Raw genomic sequence first — 19,220 nt, forward strand, 5'->3', positions numbered from 1 at the left:
GAGGCTCTTTCTGCCCATTCTTGTGACTACTTTCCTATGCCTGACCTCATTCCCGAATTTCAGACCTGAATCCTTACGATTCAATAACACCCTGATGGCAGGGATATCTCGTTATTGTAATAAAAACTCGGTCATTTTATAAAAAGCTTTCCAATCATGTGAGAGCTATCTGGTATTTTATCCATCATTACAATGTTTCTTTACGCCTAAAACTGTTTAGGGTTTTTCCTGGATCAGTAAAATAATCTTAAAATTTAAGCTTTGTAACGGAACTTTCCTGGGCATCTTCAGCTAATTCACTCCGAACAAATGTCGAGTTTAGCACAGTTAGTCGCTGGAGTCGCTCACGAAATCAACAACCCTGTCAGTTTAATTTATGGTAAAATAGTTCAGGTTAATTAATATGTCTGAGAGTTATTCAACCTGAGTGAAATTTACCAAAAATACTGTCGGGCATTCCCATCATAAATCACCTAAGATGTAAAATATATTGCTCTGCATCATATCAAAAAAGCATAAAAAACGTAAATATTGTTGAGCAGATTGCAGATATACAAGCGTTTATCTAGTTTCAATAAATTATATTATTTATGTAGGGGCTAATTTCAGACAGCCCCTACATCATTTTTGGTTCGGCTAGCTTATTTTTGCAGCGGATTGAGTTTCGTAACGGAACTTTCCTTGGCATCTTCAGCGCTATCTTTGAGGAAACCAGAAGCATCCTTAAATGCGGCGCCTACTCTCTCTAAAATATTGGCATCGGGATCGCTGCGATCGAATACGGGTTGAGCCTTAGCCGGCTGTCCGTCTGGCGTATCTAACAGAGTTTTATCTCCGCCGAGTTCGAGGTCAAACTTGTCAGTTTCCATCGGTGCAGAACCCGGATAAAGCAGCTTTGAGGAATTAGATTCAGCGGTAGTCGAGGCCAGGAGACGATCGCCTAAGATCGACAAATCAGCCCGATTCTTTTCTGCTTTAGCAGGCGATTGATTGACTTTAGGGTCAGTAGACATTTGATAATTCGTATATCCATCACCACCGGCCTTGTGAGGGTTATTCATTCCTCCCATTTGGACGGGAGGATTCTCAGGCCGAGCACCTCGAGTATCGCCGGCATTGCAAGCGGTGCTGGTAAACAGCAGCACACCTGCCATAAATACAGTCAAAATTTGACCGATACGCAGTCTTTTAAAAAAAGCAGTTACAGTGTTCACAAAAATTTTCCATTTTTTTACTACTACTTATCAAGAGTAAAAATAAACTCCCCACACCTGCCTCTAACGGCGGTGATATTTTGCCACTAATTGCTATCTATTTTTTTCTAACTTTAGAGGGATTTAAAAATGGCGATCGCCTTCGAGAGATTATTTTTGGTAGGACTTACGCGCAGGTATCTAGAAACCCAGCTTTTTTACCGGGTTTCTAGAGTAAGTTTGGTTGAGACACTCGTACCCGACCGACAAGAAAAGGGCCCAGGTAGTTTCAAAGCGTAGTCTTCGGGTGCGTGCGTTCCAAGAATTGCTTGATGACAAAAGCTTTTCTGTTTTTGACCACGCCCAAAAACGGATACTTGCGAACGAATGCTGTCGTGGAGTTAGAAAAATTTTAGACTCTTGTTCAACATCCCAGATTCATCTGTGGAGTAAACATAACATCTAAAATCTCCAATCCACTGACGCACCCTACCAGCTACTAACCTCAGAACCCTACTGCTACTCTGGGAATTTTTCGACTTTCGCTTCAGCTTGCAAAGTCAGCACACCAGCTTCCACATTTAGCTGCTGAATTCGCAGGGACATTCCCTCAATTTCAAAATTTCGCAAGTTTAAAACCTCACCAGCTTTGTCCGCCAAAGCTGCTGTTAACTCCGGCGAAAATTCCTTGTTTTCGGGATACTCGACATCCTGAAGAGAAATTGCCCAACCGCCCGCTGCGATCTGAGGTTTTGATGTAAAATAAATTTTTTCAGTAGAGGCAGTTTCCTGCACCAATACCTCAGCATTTAAAGCGATTTTTCCAGCTAGCAATTGGCACTCAATAGTTTTAACGTCTATTGTCTGCTGTTGTCCCTCAACAGTAACTTTTAAGTTTTTCAGTTTCCTGCTGATGTATTCGGAATTAAAAGCGCGGTTGATATCGCTTTCTGTTAAAACTGCGCGCGCCGCACCGAAGGCAGGCCCGTTCAGTTCAATTTTGCCAAACATAGCGGTCAGGGGATTGACAGCAATATCCTTTATGTGAATTTGCAAATCTTCCACGCGCAAATCTTGTTGCATTACCAACCCTGTGCCCTCAACCGCAACGGCCTCTACTGAACCCTGGGCTAGCTGGATCGGATCGGTGTTAACTGTGACAGACAAAGTTTCGGATTCGTCTAATTTGCTCGCAATAGCAATCTCGGCCACTTTGTCGATCGCCTGTTCCCCTAAACTTCTATTTTGTTGAAGCACGCTCAGAATTCCTAATATTGTTTTCAAAATAGTAGTTAATACCTAAGTCATTTACCGTCTTCCTCTCGGCTGGTTTCTCGTCTGAAAAAAACTCAGCCAAAGACAGAGGGTTTCCAGAAAATTGCTAAAATTAATCAGGTACTCTTCGGCGCACTCTACATTGACCGAAAGCATCCAGCATACAAGCCCCCGGATTCATCTGTCCCGAAATAAAAAAACTGTATCCGATGAAACTTGCCCCCCGAATTTATCCGTGGGGTCAATGCTTCAATGCTTCAATGCTAAAATCTAAAATCTAAAATCTAAAATCGATTGACTCGGTTGCGAAGCGGGGAAAAATCAAAAACTCGGATTTTTGCCAAAAGTCTTTTCGAGAAGTTCGATCGCCCGCTACAATAAGTAAGAGCAGGCACCGCTTTTTGCAGTCAGGAACCTCAGCTATCAGGCATGAGGCTTGTAAGAGATTCTTGCGAGCCGTCCTGACGGGCCGTATACTTTCGAGGTCTACGTTTTTTGAGTCACGACACCCGCTTGATGCGAAGCTAGTCCCCTGCTCTGTCATTTGCAGTTAAACAGTTTTAAGGTCACGCTTTACAGTGCTGCAAGTTTAACAAGCTCTCAAAACAAAGGCGCGTGCTAACTTTACCCGTAAGGGAGTTTTGGAGAAGACCACATCTCCACGGAGGGGCAACCATACCCCTCCACCCCAATCCAATGTAAAGCCGTCCTAGAAGGACGGGGTTTCAGGCTCATTTTTCTGATGAATTCAGAATCAACTCTCGCTAGACTACAAGCTACACTTCCCGGCGGAAAACTGCCTTCTAGCTACGGGGTATACTTCAAAAACACCCTCGTAGCCCTGTGTCACGCCCTAGAAGACCACATTTTGCAAACCAGTGGCGGGGACAAGAGCGAACTCCAACCCCTAGTTTTGGTGATGTTTCAGCAGGGAAAATGGTATTTACAGGAAGCCGATCGCTACCTAGATATTGCTAATGCCTCTCGGCGCGTTGTCATAGGTGCAGTAGCCGACAGCGGTTTCGCTACCCACAAAACCGCTCAATTAGAAAATGTATCTTTAATAAATCTCGATGAGAGCGACCCCATAATCCAAGAATGGAATTTAATCATCCTCGCCCCGACATACAAAGCAATGGTGCTTTGTCGCGAACTTTCAGACCAGGAATACTTGCCCGATGGCAAGCCGGAAGTAGATATAGAACGAAAGTTCTACGGTTTGTGGTCGTTTGACCAGTCTTTGGTGTCGGCTGCTGCAGAAATTTTTATAGAACAGACGCGACATTACAACGCCCCCCTAGCCGAAAGTTTGCTGGAAATGCACCACGAAATCCTGGCAACTAAAGGCCCGCCCTTGGCCGACATTAGTGGGGTGGTATCGCGGATCGTCACTTACCTGCAAAGTTCTCAGCAGCAAATGGTGGCAATTAACCGCCAAACCCGCGAGTTGTGGGAATTGGAAGGTCAAGCTTTGCGCGTCAGCCGCAATTTGAACGCTAACAAACTTCAAGCTTTTCTGCGGATCGCCCAGCGCGTAGACGAACGCGATACCTCCAATCCTACAGCGTCTTTGCAGGTGGCGGCTTTGTCGGAAACTTTGGGTCAAATCCTCGATTTGCCGGCTTTGCAGTTGCGGAGGCTGCGGCTGGCTGGATTGCTATTTCGAGTCGGCTTAGTTTCGGCCCCGAATGAGGTGTTCGATCGCACTCCCGATGCTTTTGACGAAGCAACTTTCTCGTTTTGGCGCGATCGCAGTTTCATCGGTTCCCAACTGCTGCAAGCAATGCCGGAACTAGCACCTGTAGCGGAAATTGTCAAGCATAAACTCGAATATTGGGACGGCAGCGGCAGGCCAGAGGGTTTGCGAGCCGAAGCGATACCGATGACTTCGCGGATTTTGGGGTTGGTCGCTTATTTTCAAGAACTGACTCAACCACGTGGCGATCGTCCGGCTTTGAGTTTGAGCGAAGCTTTGGAACAGTGCCGCGAACTGTCGGGCACTCGCTTCGATCCGGCTTTGCTGGAAACTCTCAGCAGCGTCGTCAGAATGACAGAAATTGGTTTGATGGAGTTACCAACTCGTCCGAGCCAACTGCCTAACGTGTGGTTGGAGGAGGGCGATCGAACGACCTCGGCCGCTCCGGCATTATAAAATAACTCGACTGTTGACTGTTGACTGTTGACTGTTGACTGTTGACTGTTGACTGTTGACTGTTAACCAACAACTGACAACCAACAACTGACAACTGACTAATGACTAATGACCTCGAAGCCATACGCAAAGGCAAAATTTTGATGTTGGTCGGCACTGATTTAGCCGGCAAAGACTTAGCCGGAGCCGATCTCGCCGGTGCTAACTTGTCTCAAGCCAACTTGAGTGGAGCTAATCTCGCCGGCGCTAACTTGCAGCGGGCAGTATTGCGAGCCAACCTCCGCGGCGCTGACTTGAGCGGCGCTGACTTGCGAGGCGCAGATTTTCGCAATGCCGATTTGCGGGGCGCTTCCTTCGCTAACGCTTTAGTCCGCGACGCAAGTTTTGGGGGTGCTTTTTTGACGGCGGCATCCATCGGCAATTTGGATTTGAGCGGTGTCGATTTGCGCGGTGCCGATTTGCGGGGCGCTGCTTTGGCTAGGGCAATTTTGCTTGGTGCCGATTTGAGCCATGCCAATTTGTCCGGCGCTGATTTGTCAGGAGCTGACTTGGAAGAAGCGATCCTGAATGGAGCCGTACTGCGGGGCGCTAACCTGACGGGGGCTAATTTGCTTTGCGCCATGATGGAAAAAACCCTTTGGGATGGAGCTTTGCTCGATCGCGCTTGTCTCCAGGGCACCCCCCTGAGCCTTTAAATTTCAAGAATGTTGTTTAGAAGACAGACAAAAAACAAGATCTGCTTATGAGGTGAATAAGCACAAGCGATTTTTACATTTCTTAATATAGGGTTATAATGGCGACTGTAGATGAGCAAACGAATAAATGGTAGCAGCTTTGTTTAGCGGTACATCCTTTCAAGGTCAAAGTGGCGATCGCCTTGTTAGTAAAGTAGCAGGAGCTGCGATCGCAGCCTTATTCAAGCGTTCTGAAAAGGCCGAGGCCAACATCCGAGTCGAACCAGTAGCCAAACTCTTGCAGGGAAGCATCGACGGTTTCGACTTCGTTGGCAAAGGTATGTTGATGTACAACGGCCTTCGCATAGAAGTGATGGAACTCTACCTGCAAGCACTCTCCATTGATTTTGGAGCGATTTTTGCAGGTCAAGTGAAATTACGGCAGCCTACCCAGGCAAATATGCGAGTAGTCTTAAGTCGATCGGATTTAACCACCTCATTCAATACACCTTTTGTAGTTGAAAAACTCCAGAAGCTGAAGTACCAAGAGCAATCTCTGCACTTTCAAAACACTGAAGTCAGCTTCGGAACCGACAAATCAATTCGGCTTCAGTCCGAAATTACCGTAGGCGATGCCAGCGAACCGGTCAAAATAGATATTACTGCTCAATTGCAAGTAGAAGACAGACGCAAAATCCAATTTGTCAGCGTTACTTACGGCGGTGACGAGCAAGCAGTAGACTTGGGTCAAGCTATAATTGCCCACGTAAATAACTTGCTAGACTTAGACAAATTTGCCTTAGAAGGCACTCAACTGCGAGTAGACCGCTGCCGAGTTCAGAACGACGAGCTGGTTTTCTACGGTTGGGCTGGTATCGAGCAATTCCCCAAAGGTAAGCGCTAAGCCTCAGCCTGCTGAGCTGGCCAAATCCGATTTGTTTGAGGAATTTTATCAGAAGATTGGGTTTAAAACCCCGTCCTTTTAGGACGGCTTTTTCCATTTTCAAGTAAAATAACACATCCATCTCAACAAATGAATATGGTACAGTAAGCAGATCAGACAAGATTTAAAAACCTACCCCCGGACTGGGGGAAAGTCTACGCCCAAAACATTCACAGAGGAGATATGACTACACACCTATGTGCTTTTCGTGGTCAGCCTGGGAACCCTATTACTAGGGATATTAAGATCGAAATGTCTTAAGAATCCTCGTGCCTTCAGGGCCAGGAGTGTCAAAGCTTAACAGCACAACCCGCGTAGGCGGGTTTTGCTATTTTAGCGACAGTTTTTAAGCTGTGGCCCTGCTAGCGTAAGGTCGCGCTATAGTCTCGATCGCAAAAATTGGGTACACCTCACATCTTGCACCATTCTCAATTACTTGTTTAGGAACAGGCTTTTCGGCCTGTTCCACAAGAAGACTCATTCTTTGTGGAACGGGCCGGAGAGCCCGTTCTTGACAATGGTGCAAGATATCAGGTACACCCAAACCTGTGTGGCCAAGCTATATGTCACTGTCAGCTATACGCGAAGCAATCGCCTAGACTATATAGCCTTTCTCACAAAAATTGGATACACCGAAACCTGTGTTGCCAAGGTTATTAAGTTTGATTTCATACCTCATCTGCCCAAGAAATTCTATATATTCCGGCGTATTTCGCGAAGTAAGCTGTCGCGCATTTAATCGATCGACTACTGCGTACTTAAACTCTTGTGGGGTCGCCACTCCTAGCCCACCATCAAGCTTAAATTTAAATGCAAAATAGTTGATTCACTGGGATTCTATTCTCGCCTCAAAATCAGCACTCAGGTTGATGCGATCGCACAAATTACTTTGATAAAGTTAGACAATTCTAAACGCAGAAACCGGGTTTGAAGGACTAAATTCTCTGGTAAAGGGCGATCGCCAGGAGTTGAACAACCCGGTTGATGAGAGTCGCGAGGGCGTAAGTCCTGTGAGAAAATAAATAACCCCAAAAGAGGAAAAATGCTCGGAATTTATTTATTTTGTATCTACGTCGCAGTATTGTCCGTGTTTGCTGGCTCCAGCCCCCGCAGCCCTGAGAAATGGTGGGTAGAAATCGTCACAGATTTGCCCCGCTGTACCTACTATTTTGGCCCCTTCGACACCGACAAAGAAGCCTCCAGCAATATTCCGGGCTACATCGAAGACCTGGAAAGCGAGAAAGCCAAAAGAGTTAGCATCCGCATCAAACGGTGTCAGCCTTCGGAACTCACGATTTGCGACAGTGAATTCTCAGAGAGTATCGCGGCTTAAGAATTTTGATAGTCCAGACTCCAGAAACCGGGTTTTTTGACGAAAATACTCCATCTATCGCGAGGGGTATCGGTTAAATAACCCGGTTTCTGAGCGTCAAGAGTGCCTAAGTTTGGTTTGAGTTTTCAATTACCTCAAGCCTCAACAATAATATTAAGCCTCATCTTGTCCTAGTCCTTACCTTGCGGACTTGGTATTTGTAGTGGTGGCTGAAAAGTCGGAATCATCTCCATCAAAGTGCAGATTTTATCCACCATTAACTGCCCAAATTTATCGGGATCAAATCAGCACTGAGGATGAGCCGATCGCTCTCGTTGCGTTGATAAATTGAGAACAGTAAAAACTACTTAAGTCTTCTCAGAGGTAAATATGTTTGAAATCTCTATGTTGGGTATGTTTTTCACGGCTTTTTGGGTGCTAGCTCAACCTGCTAGCAGCACTCGACGCGACGAATGGTGGGTAGAAGTGGATACAGATTCGCCAAAGAGTACCTATTACTTTGGGCCCTATGACAGCAGACAGGAAGCTTCCGACAACTCGAACTACTACATCCGAGACTTGGAGAACAAAGGATCTAAAAAAATTAGCATCAACATCAAACAAGGTAGTCAACCTACTCAGCTAAGAGCTAGTGAAGAGTCTTGAGAAAGTGGGAAAGTGCAAATTACGGGCGAATAAAATTTGAGTTGTTAACAGGGTTTTTTTAAAATGAGATCGCGCTTGCATACTGTAGGGACACAACAATGCTGTGTCCCTGGCGAATCTTGAAGAAATGGTATTATTTGCGTCCGAGAAATGCAGGTTTTTTCAAATCACCATCTGATTGAGATTACTGCGAGGATTAAAAGTACGATTGGCTTGAATTTTCTCGTAGGCCTCGCGTTCGAGAGTGGTGAGTTCTTTCGGCGGCACGATCGCAATTTTTACTAACAAATCAGTCCGCTCGTCTTTCTTGGGTTTCGGCCATCCTTTGCCCCGCAACCGCAAAGACTGACCCGAACGAATCCCGGCTGGAAATTTCACAGTGATCATACCTTCAGGCGCCGGCACTTCAATTGAAGATCCCAACACCGCTTCGTCGGGAGTTATCGGGACTTCGCAGACCAAATTTTCTCCCTCAAACTGGAAGAAAGCGTGAGGCAAAACTTCTAATTTTAGGTACAAATCTCCCTGCTGCTTCGTGTACGGGTCAACTTGACCTTTGCCTTTTATCCGAATTTTACTGCCAGTTTTCACTCCTGCTGGAATCGAAACTTCGCCCGTGGCGACTCGCTTGGAAGTTCCCCGAAATGCTTCCCCCAGAGTCAGGGAAATGGCGACCTCGGTGTCGAGAGAGCTTCCTGCGGTGCGGTTTTCGTACCCCGCGAAATCTTCAAATCCGCCAAACCCGGTGGGCCCGCCGCTGGTGTTGCGGTAGTTGCTGTAATTCCACTTGGGGTTGCGGGCACTACCCGGACTACTACCTGCGCGACCTAACAAGGCATTGATAAATTCGTCAAAACTGCCGTACTCGCTGAAGTCAACCCCGCCAAAGTCTACATTCGTACTGCCCCCGCCCGGCCATCCACCTGGAGTTGTGGCAGCTTGCTTCCAGTATTGACCGTATTGGTCGTATTTTTTGCGTTTTTCAGGGTCTGAGAGCACTTCGTAAGCTTCGTTTACTTCTTTAAAACGAGCTTCGGCTTCTTTGTTGCCGGGGTTCATGTCCGGGTGATATTTGCGGGCTAGTTTGCGGAAAGTTTTTTTTAATTCGTCAGAAGTGGCAGTTTTGTTGAGTCCCAAAATAGCGTAATAGTCTTTAAAATCTGTTGCAGCCATTAAGCAATCCCCTCTTTATTAGTTGTTATTTGTTAGTTGTTAGTTGTTAGAAAGAATAAATCCCAAATTAGCCGCAGGATGGCGCATTAGTATAATGCCAGGAGCCGAAGTGCCTGCGACATCTCATTCAAATTATAGGTTATCAAAGGTTTGGACTCGATCGAGTTCGGTTGTTGCTGGGCGTTCGATCGCAATTTCCGCACTCCGCTGCTGTTTAAGATTTTATAGCATTCGGCTCTCTCGTGCACAAGGCAGCCGGAGCAGTGGGCTCTAGAAATGATTTTGGCATTCGACAGCAAAAACAATGCTTTCCTCAATTAAGGAACGTCCTTACCCTATAGGCCGTTGCTATAGCTGTGAGCTTTGAGACGGTGAAACTCCTGCGACGAAAACTTTTGGGGAGTTTATGAGGCTGAGGGCTTTCGGGAGGCGGCAGCCCGATTGAGGTGAGGGGGGGAAAGCTGCTGCTGTTGCGGGCGCGAGCCCAGGAGGGTTGACTTGCGCGGACGATCGATCTTTTTTGGTCTTTTTTTCCGGGGCGCGGTGCGATGGCTACGCCCGGCTTACGCCTACGAACTTCTCGATCTGAGCTTGATCACCCAATCCAAATCTTAGCAGGTTTTCATCAGCAAGTTCTGTCAAATCCGGTGTCTGAATTGTGACTATATAATACCCTAAATTGCGCCGTTTTTACACAAAATTTATAGATATTTTTTATTCACCCCAGACCCGTGCTAGACAATTTTATTTTTACAACCTCTGAATAGATTTTAATCCAACTAATATAACATAATTTCTCCCCTGTCTGTTAGCTACATCACACACTTTTATAAAACATTAAGATAGGATAGTAGAGCGATAAGCTTTTAACTGTACCAGGGTCCTAACATTATGAATTATTTGCTAAGTTGGCCTTGTGGCTGCTGCGACGATTGGAAAGATAGTTCCGAGAGTGCTGTGGTACTCAGAAACGGGCAGCGTATTTGTCAGTCGTGCTACCAGCGCAAATACAAAAATCAGAAGCTATTCGCCAGACGCAGGCGAGCGGACATATCTGTATCACGGCAGACAGTAACAGAGACTGTCGCTTATTAATAATGCGCGAGCCTTGGAAGAAAGCCAAGTATTTCGACAACCTCGCATCAGCGGTGGGAATTAATAATCAACAAAAAAAAGAATGAATTTCGTCATCAGTCATCAGTCATCGGTCATTGGTGATCTGTCACTAATTTCATTATTTATCATCAGTCACTTGAAAAGCAGGTAACAGATTTTAACTTAAAAAACTAATGACTGACGACTAATGACTAATGACTAATAACTAAATGATAGTTCCATCAGGAATCGTGGCATTTTTCAGAACTACGATAATGCCGCTGCGGATGTAAAAACCTTGGTTTTCGCGGTTGGCTTCTTCCACTCGGTCTTTATTAATTATTTGAACATTGCGGCCGATGCGGGCATTTTTATCCACAATCGCGCGGCGAATTGTAGTATCTGCACCGATACCGAGGGCGACGCCGCCGCTGTCCAAACTCGAATGCCGTTCGGCGTCGGGTTCGTAGAAGTCAGCACCCATCACCAGGGTGTCTTGAATCGTACATCCAGCTTCAATGCGCGATCGAACTCCCAACACAGAATGGTCGATCCGGCACTGTTTGAGAATGCAGCCTTCAGCAATAATCGATTCAGTCACGTGAGTATCTAAAAGCTTAGTCGGCGGCAAGAAACGCGGGCGAGTGTAAATCGGCGCATTTTCATCGTAGAAACTGAAAGGCGGCTGAGGCTGTTTTGTCAGAGCCAAGTTAGCCTCGTAAAAAGCCTCAATGGTTCCGATATCTTCCCAGTAATCGTCAAACAAATAAGCTTGAACGTTGTGGTCTTTTGCATTATTCGGAATAATCTCTTTACCAAAATCAGTTTGGTTGGGAGATTCTTTCAGAAGTTTAATCAGAACTTCTTTTTTGAAGACGTAAATCCCCATCGAAGCAATGTAAGGACTTTCCTGAGCCTGCTGCGCTGTCAGTCCCAGTTTAGTAGTATCCACCTGCATTTGTTTGAGCGCATCGCCTTTTGGCTTTTCGCTGAAAGAAACAATGCGGCCGTTGTCGTCTATTTTCATCAAACCAAAATCCGAGGCCCGCTTCTCGTCCATAGGCAACACCGAGAGGGTGATATCGGCGTTGGTTTCGCGGTGTCTCTGCACAAACTTCTGGTAGTCCATGCGATAGAGGTGATCGCCCGAAAGAATTAAGTATTCGTCAACGTCCCACTCTTCTAGCAGCCAGAGATATTGGCGAACTGCGTCGGCTGTCCCTTGAAACCAGTTGGGGTTTTCCTGAGTTTGCTGGGCGGCGAGCACCTCGGCAAATCCCTCGGTGAAGCCGGAAAACTGGTAGGTGCGAGCGATGTGACGGTTCAGGGAGGCCGAGTTGAATTGGGTGAGGACGTAGATTTTGACTATTTCCGAGTTGATGCAGTTGCTGAGAGGAATATCGATGAGGCGATATTTGCCTGCGAGGGGAACTGCGGGTTTGGCTCGCAATTTGGTTAGGGGGTAAAGGCGGGTGCCTACACCGCCACCGAGGATGATGGCTAAAACTTTTTTCAAGGAACTTTCTCCCTAGGGTCGATTAACTCTCCAAGTACAGTGTCGGATGGTGAGGGCTTCTTGACAAGGGGGGGGAGCAAGGAAGTTTTGAGTTTTGAGTTAGGAGTTGAGTCGCTTACACAGAAACCGGGTTGTTTAATCCAAATACTTCTTCAAACCCTCAATAAGAGTTATAAAACCCGGTTTATGAGAGTTGGAGTGCGTCCGGGACAGGAGTTAGGAGTTTTGAGTTGTGAGTTAAAATACCCATCAATCCATAATCGATATTTAAAAAAGTTTTGAGTTGTGAGTTAAAATACCCTTCCATAAATAAAGGCAGTTTAAGGAAAGAATAAGGTTCGGGGTTTTGGCTGTTAATAACAAGTTTTTTGGGTAAATTCCCCGTTTTCACAATTTCTCGATCGAGGCTCATGGCGCTATTGTTCTTTTTCAAGGCAGGTCGATACTCGCACCGCCACGCCCACTGACCGAAAGCATGCAGGATACAAGCCCCCGGATTCATCCGTCCAGAAATAAAAAACCTGTATCCGAGAAACTTGCCCCCCGAATTTATCCGTGGGGTCAATGCTTCCATTCTTTAATCTAAAATCTAAAATCTAAAATCTAAAATCGATTGACGCTCTGTATGGGCCCAAAGTGCGCTCTGGTTCTGCTTGAATTTGATCCGGTTCTTTTTGCTGGCGTTCCTGTTATCTGAGTTTGTCCGACTCCACACCAGTCAGAAAGCGCCGCCCGTCGGGACGATAAATTTCTAGGTAGAGTCACTTTTCAGTCTTAGATTGACTGCAAATTTGTGTAATATTTTACAATTTGTCGATCGAGAAAATTGCAGAAAATGTCTATTCTCTACCAAAAGCTAGATCCGCAACAAACATCTGCTACTGTAGCCTAACCCCTAAAAGCTAGAAAAAGTGTATGCAAATTCAAACGCCGGACTGGGTTAAAAACGCCGTATTCTACCAAATATTCCCCGATCGCTTCGCCAAAAGCAAACAGCCTCGCAAACGCCTGCTGCAAAACTTCATGTGGGAAGAATGGCAGGCAATGCCCACCCTGCAAGGCTACAAAGGTGGCGACTTGTGGGGCGTGATGGAACAGCTAGACTACTTGCAAGACTTAGGCATTAACGCAATTTACTTCACCCCCATATTTCAGTCGGCCAGCAATCACCGCTACCACACCCACGACTACTATCAAGTCGATCCGATGTTGGGTGGCAATCCAGCTTTTAAAGAGCTTCTAGACGCCGCCCACGATCGCAATATCAAAGTTGTCCTCGACGGCGTATTCAACCACGCCAGCCGCGGCTTTTTCTTCTTCCACGACATCCTCGAAAACGGCCCCGGTTCTCCTTGGCTCGATTGGTTTAAAATTGAAGGCTGGCCGTTATCTGCCTACGACGGCAATTTTCCTGCTAATTATGCCGGTTGGGATGGGAATCGAGCCCTTCCTGTATTCAATCACGACAATCCCGAAGTGCGAGAATACATCATGGAAATCGCCGAATATTGGATTGAATTCGGCGTCGATGGCTGGCGGCTGGACGTTCCTTTTGAAATTAAAACTCCGGGATTTTGGCAGGAATTTCGAGACCGAGTTAAAGCAGTTAATCCCGAAGCTTACATTGTCGGCGAAGTCTGGGAGGATGCGAGAGAATGGCTCGACGGCACTCAATTTGACGGGGTAATGAATTATCTTTTTGCTGCACCGACTATTGCTTTTGCAGCGGGGGACAGGGTAGATTTAACTCAAATTGAAGGCCGTGCTTACCATCCCTACCCACCGCTTTTTGCTAAAGAGTACGGCGACAAAATTCAGCAGGTTTTGGAACTGTACCCGTGGCCAATACAGCTAACTCAACTTAATTTGTTAGCCAGTCACGATACTGCGAGGTTGTTAACAATTGCAGGAGGCGATAAAGCTAGTGTTGAACTTGCAACTTTGCTGCTGTTAACTTTTCCCGGAGCTCCTAGCATTTACTACGGCGATGAAGTTGGTTTGCCCGGTGCTCTCGATCCCGATTCTCGCCGCAGTTTTCCCTTACAAGCTCGCTGGGAACTTGATGTTTTAGATTATCACAAGCAGTTGATAGGTTTGCGGCACAAATACGCTGCCCTCCGCACTGGTTCGTACCAAGTTCTGTTTGCTGAGGGAACGGTTTACGTTTTTGCCCGAATTTTGGGGGATGAGGAAATAGTTGTTGCTGTCAATGTCGCGACCGAAGAAGCTAATATTAGCTTTGAGCCAGCTAATCTGAAATCTGCTCACGATAAATTGCTGTTCGGTAAAGGCGAGTTTGTTTGGAAAGGTGACGGGGAAACTCGGCATTTAGAATTGATGCTGCCGGCGCGATCGGGATTGATTTTAGGTTCGGATAATTAGTTCAGCAATTACGCAAGTGTCACGATCCAATTGACTTGTAGGGTGCGTCAGACCGATTGATGGACGGATGATCCAGGGTTTTGGCTCTGACGCACCTTACTAATTGTGACACTTGCGTAAGTTCTCTAGTTTAAAATGTAAGGTGCGCCCATAAGCACCCAGGGCTGTTTCATTCTCAGAAAAACCAGGGTTTTGTAGGGGCGGTGCCCCCGTGCCCGCCCAGCCGATAGACGAGCGGGTAGGGGTTTCAGATATCGGGGCAACCACGGGGGGATTGCCCCTACAAGAGAATGAAACAGCCCTGCATAAGCACCCTACTAAATTTAGAGATGCCGCAAGTTTTATTCTGCTGAAACTAATGCGGGTATTAGCACCGCATCAATAATATGGATGACGCCATTGTCAGCAAGAATATTGGAAGTGAGAACTTTAGCATCATTCACTTTAATGCCGTCAGAAGTATCAATTCCCACCACAGAACCTTCAACTGTTTCAGCAGAACTTAACTCAAGCAAATTCTCAGTTAGTACCTCGCCAAACAGAATGTGATAGGTCAGAATTTTCTTGAGCTTGGGTATGTCTTCCAGCCAAGACGTAATAGTATTCGTAGGAATTTTGGCAAATGCCTCATCAGTGGGTGCTAAGACGGTGTAGGGGCCCGGACTTTGCAATAAATCTAACAAACCAGCCGCTTCAATAACAGTCACGAGGGTTTTGAAAGAGCCGGCATTGGTGGCAGTCTCGACAATATCAGCCATGATGTTTTTCAGGAGTGCAAATAGCAGAAAATGAATCAGAGGCGACAATCATTTTAGCAATTTACAAATAGCAGAAAATGAATCGGAGGGATGATGATTATTTTAGTCATAAAAAACACTCGGCAAGTGGGAAACTCAGTGACTTCAGTCCTGAGAGGAAAACGACCCGGCGATTTCAAGCGCCGTGAATCTTCAAGTTCAAAATGAGTAATTGTAGCCATCTTTGTGATGAACAATTTTGCAGTATTTATGGCTAATCCCTTGCATCAATTCTGATGCCGAGATATTAAACGAACCCGTCGTTCTAACCGCAACTCGACCAACATATTCACCAATTTTCTTGCCACTGGTAACGACTGCTTTTACAATGTCGCCCGTTTGAAAACCTTTGACAAACTTGTTTCTCGGAACGTACCGAGATGGAAAGCCAAATTTGTCTGTGCGGCACATTTGACGAGTTCCGTGTCCAGTCGCCTTGATTAGCAATGGTTTACTCGTTACTACAGACAATGATTCAAGTTGACCGACACAAGCAGCATCAAGCCAATGAGTTTTAGGTAGTTGCAGTCGAGTACGATTAAACTTGGTCAGTCCACCTGAACCAGTTAAGACGGGCAACCCCGTTTCTTTCAGTCGAGAGAACAGCGCCCATCGAGTCGAATTCACGGCAGCAGCATCCTTGAGCGGACGTTTTGCTTGTGCAAGAATGTGCTTCAAAATGTCAGGTTTTTTGGCTAAGAATTGCTGAACATCTTGAGTACCTTTCTTCTGGTTGCACTTCTCGCAAGCAAGGCAGAGATTAGAAATTCGATTGCTTCCACCCTTGGCTTTTGGATGAACGTGTTCAACTTGCAAAGGTACGTTTTCAAGGTTGCAATAAGCACATTTCCTGTTCCATTTATTCAATAAATACTCGCGGATTTCGTACCCACATAAAATGCCTTGCTGGTACTCCAGTTCACTAATTTCTGGGTTTTCTAGTTGTTGTAGATCGAATCTGACAAGCTCTTGAACGATTAGACTGATTGGTGCAAGTCTGCGTAATTTGTTGACCCAAGTTAGGGTGGTTTCTACCCGGTGCTGCAAAGATGGTGCTAACCAACCTTTTTGGCGGGTACGGTTTAAAAACCTTGCTTGGCGGTAGCGAGTATGACGGTTTCGTCTTCCTCGACGCAGTGCGCGACGGGAATCAAGACTTGCTTTGATGGCTTGACCTCGATGAGTTAGTTCAGCGCCAAAAATTACTTTCTCACCTTCTAGTAAAGCGATGCCAGTAGTTTTAGAACCTGGATCTAACTTGAGACTAATTGATTCAATAGTTGCTGTTATCACCTTTTTGAGAATAATTGTGAATGGGAACCGTCTAAAAACAGCCGCTTTGCCGGCAGTTAACAACTTATGAGCCATTGAAGGCTTGCAAGGTGTTAGCGGTCTTTTGTTTGTATCAAGTACGAAAATAAAATTGGACATTGTTGCGTCCCTCCACTTGCGTGTAATGTTAGCTTCGCCAAGGTTATAAGAGCTTTTTAAACCTGCAACACTGCCGAGCGTGACTTTAAGACTGTTTAGTTGCAGATGACAGAGCAGGGAACTAGCTTCGCATTCGCCTGGTGTCGTGACTAAAATAACGTAGATTTCAAGAATCTTAGGCTGGTCAGCATAGCTTGCAATTTCTTACAAGCTCAGTCTCTTTAGAGCTGAGTTACTGACTATAAGTTAATTCGGTTGCCGACCCTGATGGCTCGGCCCGATCGACCTTTTTGGCTTATACTTGGCTCGCCTCCTCCCCCTTGCGGAAAAACTGCTTTAAAATCTCTCCGGGTTCTCTGTCCCAGGTGTCGATATGTTCGTAAATTAAGCCGTCTTTATCCAGTTTATAAGTAGAGTAGCCGTTAAAAAAAATCCGAGCTTTCCAGGGAACCCGCAGTGTCCCCCGAACAGTCCAATTTGCCACAATAGTATCAGGGGCTGTCTGACCTACGTCGTGGAGGTCGAAGTAAATCTCGTTAAAGAATAGCTGCCCGTGAAATCGCAGAGTCCAAAAGATAATGCGATAGTTGATTTTTCCTTTAAATTTGTTAACAGGGTCTTGAAAATAAACATCTTTTGTGTAGATGTCGTAGGAGATGTCTTTTTCAAAAAGCGTCGGGAGATCCGCTTTCAGGGTGTCTACTGCTTGTTCTACCTGCATTTGATATTCGATCGCGCTCAAACTACCACCTTGTGACAGTATTAATTTATGACTTTAAATGAATAATCTCGATCGGCAGCGGGAGGAGAAAAAAATTGATACTTCAACCAGCTCTAATCTTACCTCTAATTATATTGTCCCCCTCGGCCTTTCTGCTGACCCGGACTTGCGAACTCGAAACCTTGGCACAGATTTGACAGAACACCCCCACTCCTCTGACATTCTCGCAGAAATCAACAGCGGCAAGCTGTTGATGGTAGATAGCCGTCGCCGGAACGGCCTAATTTTGATTAAACGTTTCCACGCGGAGTTTGCCGGGCCTGGGGCTGCCGTTGGGGGCGCTTTTGATGTTGACTCTCAGCAGGCGATTCCCGTGGGCGATTTTTGTTTGGTTTGCCCTCAATCTCCCGAAGAAATACAGAAAGCTTTTGGAATTCGGCGGCAGTGGGTGCGGTTAATGGAACAGTTAACGGCAAAGCCTACAGCTTTGGAACGCGCACAAATGGTTTTAACTCAGTTTGAACAATATTTGGATTCGGAAACGGTGGCACAAATTCCCGATGAAGCTTTGGCACTTTTAGTAGGCGTATTTCCTCAAACCATTCGGGCGGCACGGCAGATTGATAATTAAAAATGTTATTGCATCATTTTAGCCGTAGGTTGGGTTGAGGAACGAAACCCAACGCAACCGATGTTGATGTTGGGTTTCCACTATCGTTCCAACCCAACCTACGCAAGATTTGTTGCAAAATTAATATTCATCATTCCTGACCAACTTCATTGTCCCATTCAATCAGAACATTCGCGCCCCAATCCCTTGAATAAGAACCATCCTGCACATAGCGATGAAAACTGGAATATTCCCAATCCCGTGGTGCGGCAACTAATCCATGCTTGACCGGATTATAAGGAATGTAATCCACATGATTTGCAAAATCCACTTCATCTCTAATTTGATGCTCCCAAAACCGCCTCTGCCAGATAGCTTGCTCACCTTTTTTCAAACGAGATACTGAACGAGTTTGTTTATATTGCTCAGGACAATTACGACTGAAATAATTCTTGATCAATCGCCAGCGAGTTGAAAAATTAGCATCTTGATCTGGCAGCGTCCAAATACAATGGAGATGATCGGGTAAAACAACAATAGCATCAATTGTAAAGGGAAATCCACCTATAACATTGCGGAATGCAGCGCGAAGCAGCTCTACCATTTCGGGGTCAGAAAATAAGCGTTGGCGCTGATACGTAACAATAGTAAAAAAATAGGTAGCTCCGGGAGTTTTTAGACGACGATACTGCATGTGCTAAGCACTGATTTTTATAGTGTAGGTTGGGTTGAGGCACGAAACCCAACATTCTGTATAAGCCGTGGAGTTGAGAAACGAAACCCAACATTATTAATCAATTGGGTGTTTGGCAGAGCGAAGCGTAGGGTTCGCTATCGCTTAACCCAACCTACAGAATACCAGCTACAAGATCCACTCGGCATTCTGCAAAACGACTCGATAGCCATCTGGGTCTTCAAAGGTCACTCCATCTTTGTCCCAGTAGGGATTGTAGGAGTTTACAGGCTCAAATCCCATTGCTTTCATTCGCTCAACAGCCTGCTGCCATTCTTGTTGGTTAGGAAGGTAAAAGACGATAAGATTGTCTTGAGTTGGAGCGCCACCTACAATATGTCCCCGTTGATGGATGAATTCAAAGTGGTGGCTTTCTCCTGGCATCCCAACCATTACTCCGTCAAAACCTTCATGGTTTTCAAAACGATCGAGGATTTGCAGCCCTAAACCCTCTGTGTAGAAATGAACAACTCGATCGAGGCAATCCGTTGGACGAGCAACCCGTAAAACCTTTCCTTGAAGCATATATATCTTCTCCAAAGTTATT

The 19,220-nt window shown here is 45.8% G+C and carries 17 protein-coding genes; 7 read left to right on the plus strand and 10 right to left on the minus strand.

Annotation, left to right across the window (positions count from 1 at the left end):
• Positions 1-641: 641 nt before the first annotated feature.
• Both QUB12_RS20040 and QUB12_RS20045 read right to left on the minus strand, forming a co-directional pair.
• Positions 642-1,214, minus strand: coding sequence for a DUF6658 family protein (locus tag QUB12_RS20040; RefSeq protein ID WP_333139375.1), 573 nt, complete (start codon positions 1,212-1,214; stop codon positions 642-644).
• A gap of 498 nt (positions 1,215-1,712) precedes the next feature.
• The gene (locus QUB12_RS20045; protein WP_333139373.1) at positions 1,713-2,450 is read right to left on the minus strand and encodes a DUF2993 domain-containing protein; all 738 of its coding nucleotides are present in this window, start codon (positions 2,448-2,450) and stop codon (positions 1,713-1,715) included.
• Between the two features lie 760 nt (positions 2,451-3,210).
• On the opposite strand from QUB12_RS20045, the gene QUB12_RS20050 reads away from it, so the two are divergent.
• The 5 genes from QUB12_RS20050 to QUB12_RS20070 all read left to right on the plus strand — a co-directional run bounded on the left by QUB12_RS20050 (position 3,211) and on the right by QUB12_RS20070 (position 8,215).
• Positions 3,211-4,620: an HD domain-containing phosphohydrolase gene (locus QUB12_RS20050; RefSeq protein ID WP_333139371.1), complete on the plus strand. Its 1,410-nt coding sequence runs from the start codon at positions 3,211-3,213 to the stop codon at positions 4,618-4,620.
• A gap of 101 nt (positions 4,621-4,721) precedes the next feature.
• On the plus strand, positions 4,722-5,315 hold the full coding sequence (locus QUB12_RS20055; protein WP_333139369.1) for a pentapeptide repeat-containing protein: 594 nt from the start codon (positions 4,722-4,724) through the stop codon (positions 5,313-5,315).
• A gap of 127 nt (positions 5,316-5,442) precedes the next feature.
• A complete protein-coding gene (locus QUB12_RS20060; RefSeq protein WP_333035730.1) occupies positions 5,443-6,198 on the plus strand; it encodes a DUF2993 domain-containing protein in 756 nt (251 codons plus the stop codon).
• Positions 6,199-7,279: 1,081 nt separating this feature from the next.
• Complete coding sequence (locus QUB12_RS20065; RefSeq protein WP_333109629.1) at positions 7,280-7,570, plus strand: DUF1816 domain-containing protein; 291 nt, start codon at positions 7,280-7,282, stop codon at positions 7,568-7,570.
• A 369-nt stretch (positions 7,571-7,939) separates the two neighbouring features.
• On the plus strand, positions 7,940-8,215 hold the full coding sequence (locus QUB12_RS20070) for a DUF1816 domain-containing protein (RefSeq protein WP_333139367.1): 276 nt from the start codon (positions 7,940-7,942) through the stop codon (positions 8,213-8,215).
• Positions 8,216-8,377: 162 nt separating this feature from the next.
• Here the strand turns inward: QUB12_RS20070 and QUB12_RS20075 are convergent, their stop codons facing one another.
• The 3 genes from QUB12_RS20075 to QUB12_RS20085 form a co-directional block, all read right to left on the minus strand.
• Positions 8,378-9,388 (minus strand): J domain-containing protein, encoded by a 1,011-nt coding sequence (locus tag QUB12_RS20075; RefSeq protein ID WP_333139364.1) that lies wholly within the window; start codon positions 9,386-9,388, stop codon positions 8,378-8,380.
• A 1,321-nt stretch (positions 9,389-10,709) separates the two neighbouring features.
• A complete protein-coding gene (locus QUB12_RS20080; protein WP_333139363.1) occupies positions 10,710-11,999 on the minus strand; it encodes a glucose-1-phosphate adenylyltransferase in 1,290 nt (429 codons plus the stop codon).
• Between the two features lie 184 nt (positions 12,000-12,183).
• Complete coding sequence (locus QUB12_RS20085) at positions 12,184-12,573, minus strand: hypothetical protein (protein ID WP_333139361.1); 390 nt, start codon at positions 12,571-12,573, stop codon at positions 12,184-12,186.
• A gap of 341 nt (positions 12,574-12,914) precedes the next feature.
• Here QUB12_RS20085 and QUB12_RS20090 point away from each other — a divergent pair, with 341 nt between their 5' ends.
• Positions 12,915-14,381 (plus strand): glycoside hydrolase family 13 protein, encoded by a 1,467-nt coding sequence (locus tag QUB12_RS20090; RefSeq protein WP_333308136.1) that lies wholly within the window; start codon positions 12,915-12,917, stop codon positions 14,379-14,381.
• 341 nt (positions 14,382-14,722) lie between these two features.
• Here QUB12_RS20090 and QUB12_RS20095 read toward each other — a convergent pair whose 3' ends face one another.
• The 3 genes from QUB12_RS20095 to QUB12_RS20105 all read right to left on the minus strand — a co-directional run bounded on the left by QUB12_RS20095 (position 14,723) and on the right by QUB12_RS20105 (position 17,330).
• Entirely contained in the window at positions 14,723-15,139 is a 417-nt protein-coding gene (locus QUB12_RS20095; RefSeq protein WP_333139357.1) for a fasciclin domain-containing protein, read from the minus strand.
• Positions 15,140-15,337: 198 nt separating this feature from the next.
• The gene (gene iscB / locus QUB12_RS20100) at positions 15,338-16,609 is read right to left on the minus strand and encodes an RNA-guided endonuclease IscB (protein WP_333139356.1); all 1,272 of its coding nucleotides are present in this window, start codon (positions 16,607-16,609) and stop codon (positions 15,338-15,340) included.
• 295 nt (positions 16,610-16,904) lie between these two features.
• Positions 16,905-17,330 carry a DUF2358 domain-containing protein gene (locus tag QUB12_RS20105; protein WP_333139382.1) on the minus strand — a complete coding sequence of 142 codons (426 nt, stop codon included), beginning with the start codon at positions 17,328-17,330 and terminating at the stop codon, positions 16,905-16,907.
• Positions 17,331-17,388: 58 nt separating this feature from the next.
• Here QUB12_RS20105 and QUB12_RS20110 point away from each other — a divergent pair, with 58 nt between their 5' ends.
• Positions 17,389-17,961, plus strand: coding sequence for a hypothetical protein (locus QUB12_RS20110; RefSeq protein ID WP_333308138.1), 573 nt, complete (start codon positions 17,389-17,391; stop codon positions 17,959-17,961).
• Positions 17,962-18,091: 130 nt separating this feature from the next.
• Here the strand turns inward: QUB12_RS20110 and QUB12_RS20115 are convergent, their stop codons facing one another.
• A complete protein-coding gene (locus QUB12_RS20115; RefSeq protein WP_333139352.1) occupies positions 18,092-18,634 on the minus strand; it encodes an REP-associated tyrosine transposase in 543 nt (180 codons plus the stop codon).
• A gap of 168 nt (positions 18,635-18,802) precedes the next feature.
• The gene (locus QUB12_RS20120; protein ID WP_333139350.1) at positions 18,803-19,198 is read right to left on the minus strand and encodes a VOC family protein; all 396 of its coding nucleotides are present in this window, start codon (positions 19,196-19,198) and stop codon (positions 18,803-18,805) included.
• Positions 19,199-19,220 lie beyond the last annotated feature (22 nt).

The sequence above is a fragment of the Microcoleus sp. B7-D4 genome, from assembly GCF_036705125.1.
GTDB lineage: Bacteria > Cyanobacteriota > Cyanobacteriia > Cyanobacteriales > Microcoleaceae > Microcoleus.